Consider the following 2,635-nt stretch of genomic DNA (forward strand, 5'->3'; position numbering starts at 1 on the left):
CCTGGGGGTCCACGTGGACCGGGCGCTGCGGCGTGATCGGCAGCTCGAAGACCCCGCCGTGCGCCATCACCGCGACCGCGCCATGCCCCTGGAGGGTGGTGGTGAACAGTCCCTGCCCGGTCGCCTGGCCGCGCACCAGGCCCATCACCCCGCCCTGCGAGCCGAGGAACATCGTGCCCTGCCGCAGCGAGCCCTCGAAGGCGAGCAGCCGGTCGGCCTCCACGTACAGGGTGTCGCCGGCGAGGGTGATGACGTGGACGTGATGGCCGCCGTGTCCGAACAGGACCGTGCCGCTGCCCTCCACCGTCATCAGCGGAGCCGCCTCCCCGGCGACCCGGCGCCCGAGCATCGACATCACCCCGCCCTGCCCGCTCTGCATGTTCGGGGTGAAGGACACCTCGCCGGTGTACGCCAGCATCGCCCCGCGCTGACTGAACAGCCGCTGCCCCGGCGCCAGCCGGGCCTCGACCATCTTTGAGTTGATCTCCCGGAAGCTCATCTCACAGATCCCCCGCGATCGTGTTCCGCTCGCTGGGCTGGACATAGACCAGCCCGTCGCCCTCGAAGCGGATCTGGAACGCCTCCCCGCCGCCCTCACCCATCAGGGTGCGGAAGGTGACGCCGGACTGGAAGGACTGCCGTACGTTCCCCTGGTGCGCGATGTAGGCGCCCGGATCGACGGTCAGCGGGTACTGCGGGCTGACCCGGAGCACCACCGCCGGACCGTCGGACAGGATCGCGGCCTGCCCGGTGCCCTCCACGGTCGTGGTGAACAGCCCGTTGCCCTGCGAGGCGCCGCGCAGCCCGGTGAAGGCGGTGCCCGTGCGCAGGCCCGCGTCGGTCGCCAGCAGGTTGCTCGACTCCACGTAGAGCGTGTCGCCGCGCAGGGCGACGAGATTGATCTCGGACGCCCGGTCCGCGAACCAGCAGGTCCCCTGTCCTCTCACCTCCATCACCGTCATCTGCTCGCCGGTGAGCCGCCGCGTCACCATCCCGCGCAGCCCCTCACCGCCGCCGCTCAGCTTCTTGAAGGCCATCTGCCCGTCGTACGCGACCATCGAGCCGTTCTTCGCCTTCACGGCGTCCCCGGTCACATCGACGGCGAGGACCTTGCTTCCCTGCAGTCGGAACATCGCCACACCGCGAAAGTAGCGGGCGGCCGGGTGGAGAGAACAGGGCCCCCGGGTGGAGAACGACCCTGAGCACACCCCTAGGAGCGCCGTTTGCCACAATGGGAGGACGCTTGTGCTTCCGTTCACAAAGCGGATCACGAGTCGGCCCTCCATCGGCCGGACCCCGCGCCCCGTATACGTTCCCCCGAAGGTGACCCGTGGACCTCAAGACCGCATCCGCCCTCCGCCGCCTCCGCCTGGTCTCGGCGCCGGAGGCCGTGTCCTTCCTCGTCCTGCTGGTGTGCTCGGTGCTGAAGCGGACCACGGACTTCGACGCGGTGCCCGTGATGGGCGCGATCCACGGCGTGCTCTTCGTCCTGTACGTGCTTTTCTGGCTGGACGCCTGGAACCGGACCAAGTGGAGCTTCGGCACCGCCGCCCTCTACTTCGTCCTCTCGGTGCTGCCCACCGGCGGCTTCTTCGCCGAGCGCAAGCTGCGCCGGGAGTCCGAGAACGCCGTCATCGCGGCCCGCGCCCGCGAGGAAGGAACCGTGAACGCATGATCGTCGCCTTCTCCGTGACGCCCCTCGGCGTCGGCGAGGACGTGGGCGAGTACGTCGCCGACGCCGTCCGCGTGGTCCGCGAGTCCGGGCTGCCGAACCGCACCGACGCCATGTTCACCTCGGTCGAGGGTGAGTGGGACGAGGTCATGGACGTCGTCAGGCGCGCCGTCGCCGCCGTCGAGGCCCGCGCGCCCCGCGTCTCCCTGGTCCTCAAGGCCGACATCCGACCCGGCGTCACCGACGGCCTCACCTCCAAGGTGGAGACCGTCGAGCGCCACTTGGGCTCCTAGATCCTGTCCGACAATCCGCGTCTGCCCTTCGGGCCACGACACGCATTGTCGGACAGAACCGGCCCGGCACCTCGCGCCGCCGCCCGGCGGCGCGTCCGTACCCCGCTCGGGCTCACCGGCGTGTCCCGGCCGCCGGACGGCGTTCCGTCAGCCTCCTGCGGCCAGCGCCATCCCCAGCGGGGTCCGTTCGTACAGCACCTGGTGCCCGTACCGGCGGGACGTCAGCAGGCCGCTGTCGCGCAGGACCGACAGGTGGGACGAGACAGAGGACGCGGCGAGGCCGAGGCGGTGGGCCAGGGCGGTGGTGGACGCCGGGTCGTCCAGGGCCGCCAGCACGGCCGCGCGGTTGCGGCCCAGCAGCCGCACCAGCGCCGCCGGGGTGCGGGTGCCCGGCTCGGCCCACAGGCCGCCGACACCGCGCGCCGGATAGACGAGGGCCGGCTGCCACGGCGGGTCGAAGCCGGTGATCACGTCCGGCCAGCAGAACACGCTCGGCATCAGCACCAGGCCCCGCCCGCCGAGCCGGCGCTCGTACACCCCGCCCGGCAGGGTCAGCGTGCGGCCGTCCCAGCTCAGCCGGGGGTCCAGCTCGGGCAGCAGGGTGCCGAGGCCGACCTCGGCGAGACGGCGCGAGTGGAAGGCCACGTCCGCCTCCAGCAGCGCCCGCAGC

General features: G+C 71.8%; 5 protein-coding genes. 2 read left to right on the forward strand and 3 right to left on the reverse strand.

The window, feature by feature from the left end:
* On the reverse strand, nt 1–499 hold a 499-nt coding region (locus CCN33_RS17585; RefSeq protein ID WP_086694543.1), incomplete at its 3' end, for an AIM24 family protein.
* Nucleotide 500: 1 nt separating this feature from the next.
* The gene (locus CCN33_RS17590) at nt 501–1,133 is read right to left on the reverse strand and encodes an AIM24 family protein (RefSeq protein ID WP_086694544.1); all 633 of its coding nucleotides are present in this window, start codon (nt 1,131–1,133) and stop codon (nt 501–503) included.
* A 197-nt stretch (nt 1,134–1,330) separates the two neighbouring features.
* Here CCN33_RS17590 and CCN33_RS17595 point away from each other — a divergent pair, with 197 nt between their 5' ends.
* Together CCN33_RS17595 and CCN33_RS17600 are read left to right on the forward strand one after the other, a co-directional pair.
* Nucleotides 1,331–1,675 (forward strand): DUF3817 domain-containing protein, encoded by a 345-nt coding sequence (locus CCN33_RS17595; RefSeq protein ID WP_086694545.1) that lies wholly within the window; start codon nt 1,331–1,333, stop codon nt 1,673–1,675.
* Nucleotides 1,672–1,965: an MTH1187 family thiamine-binding protein gene (locus CCN33_RS17600; RefSeq protein WP_086694546.1), complete on the forward strand. Its 294-nt coding sequence runs from the start codon at nt 1,672–1,674 to the stop codon at nt 1,963–1,965. Before CCN33_RS17595 ends, CCN33_RS17600 begins: the two co-directional genes overlap by 4 nt.
* A gap of 147 nt (nt 1,966–2,112) precedes the next feature.
* Here CCN33_RS17600 and CCN33_RS17605 read toward each other — a convergent pair.
* A partial coding sequence (locus CCN33_RS17605) for a helix-turn-helix domain-containing protein (protein ID WP_140394576.1) occupies nt 2,113–2,635 on the reverse strand: 523 nt, incomplete at its 5' end.

This window comes from Streptomyces recifensis (genome assembly GCF_002154615.1).
Classification (GTDB): Bacteria; Actinomycetota; Actinomycetes; order Streptomycetales; family Streptomycetaceae; genus Streptomyces; species Streptomyces griseoluteus.

Coding starts and splice junctions, on each gene's coding strand:
- CCN33_RS17590 (WP_086694544.1), bottom strand. CDS start 1,133: ATGTTCCGACTGCAGGGAAGCAAGGTCCTCGCCGTCGATGTGACCGGG.
- CCN33_RS17600 (WP_086694546.1), top strand. CDS start 1,672: ATGATCGTCGCCTTCTCCGTGACGCCCCTCGGCGTCGGCGAGGACGTG.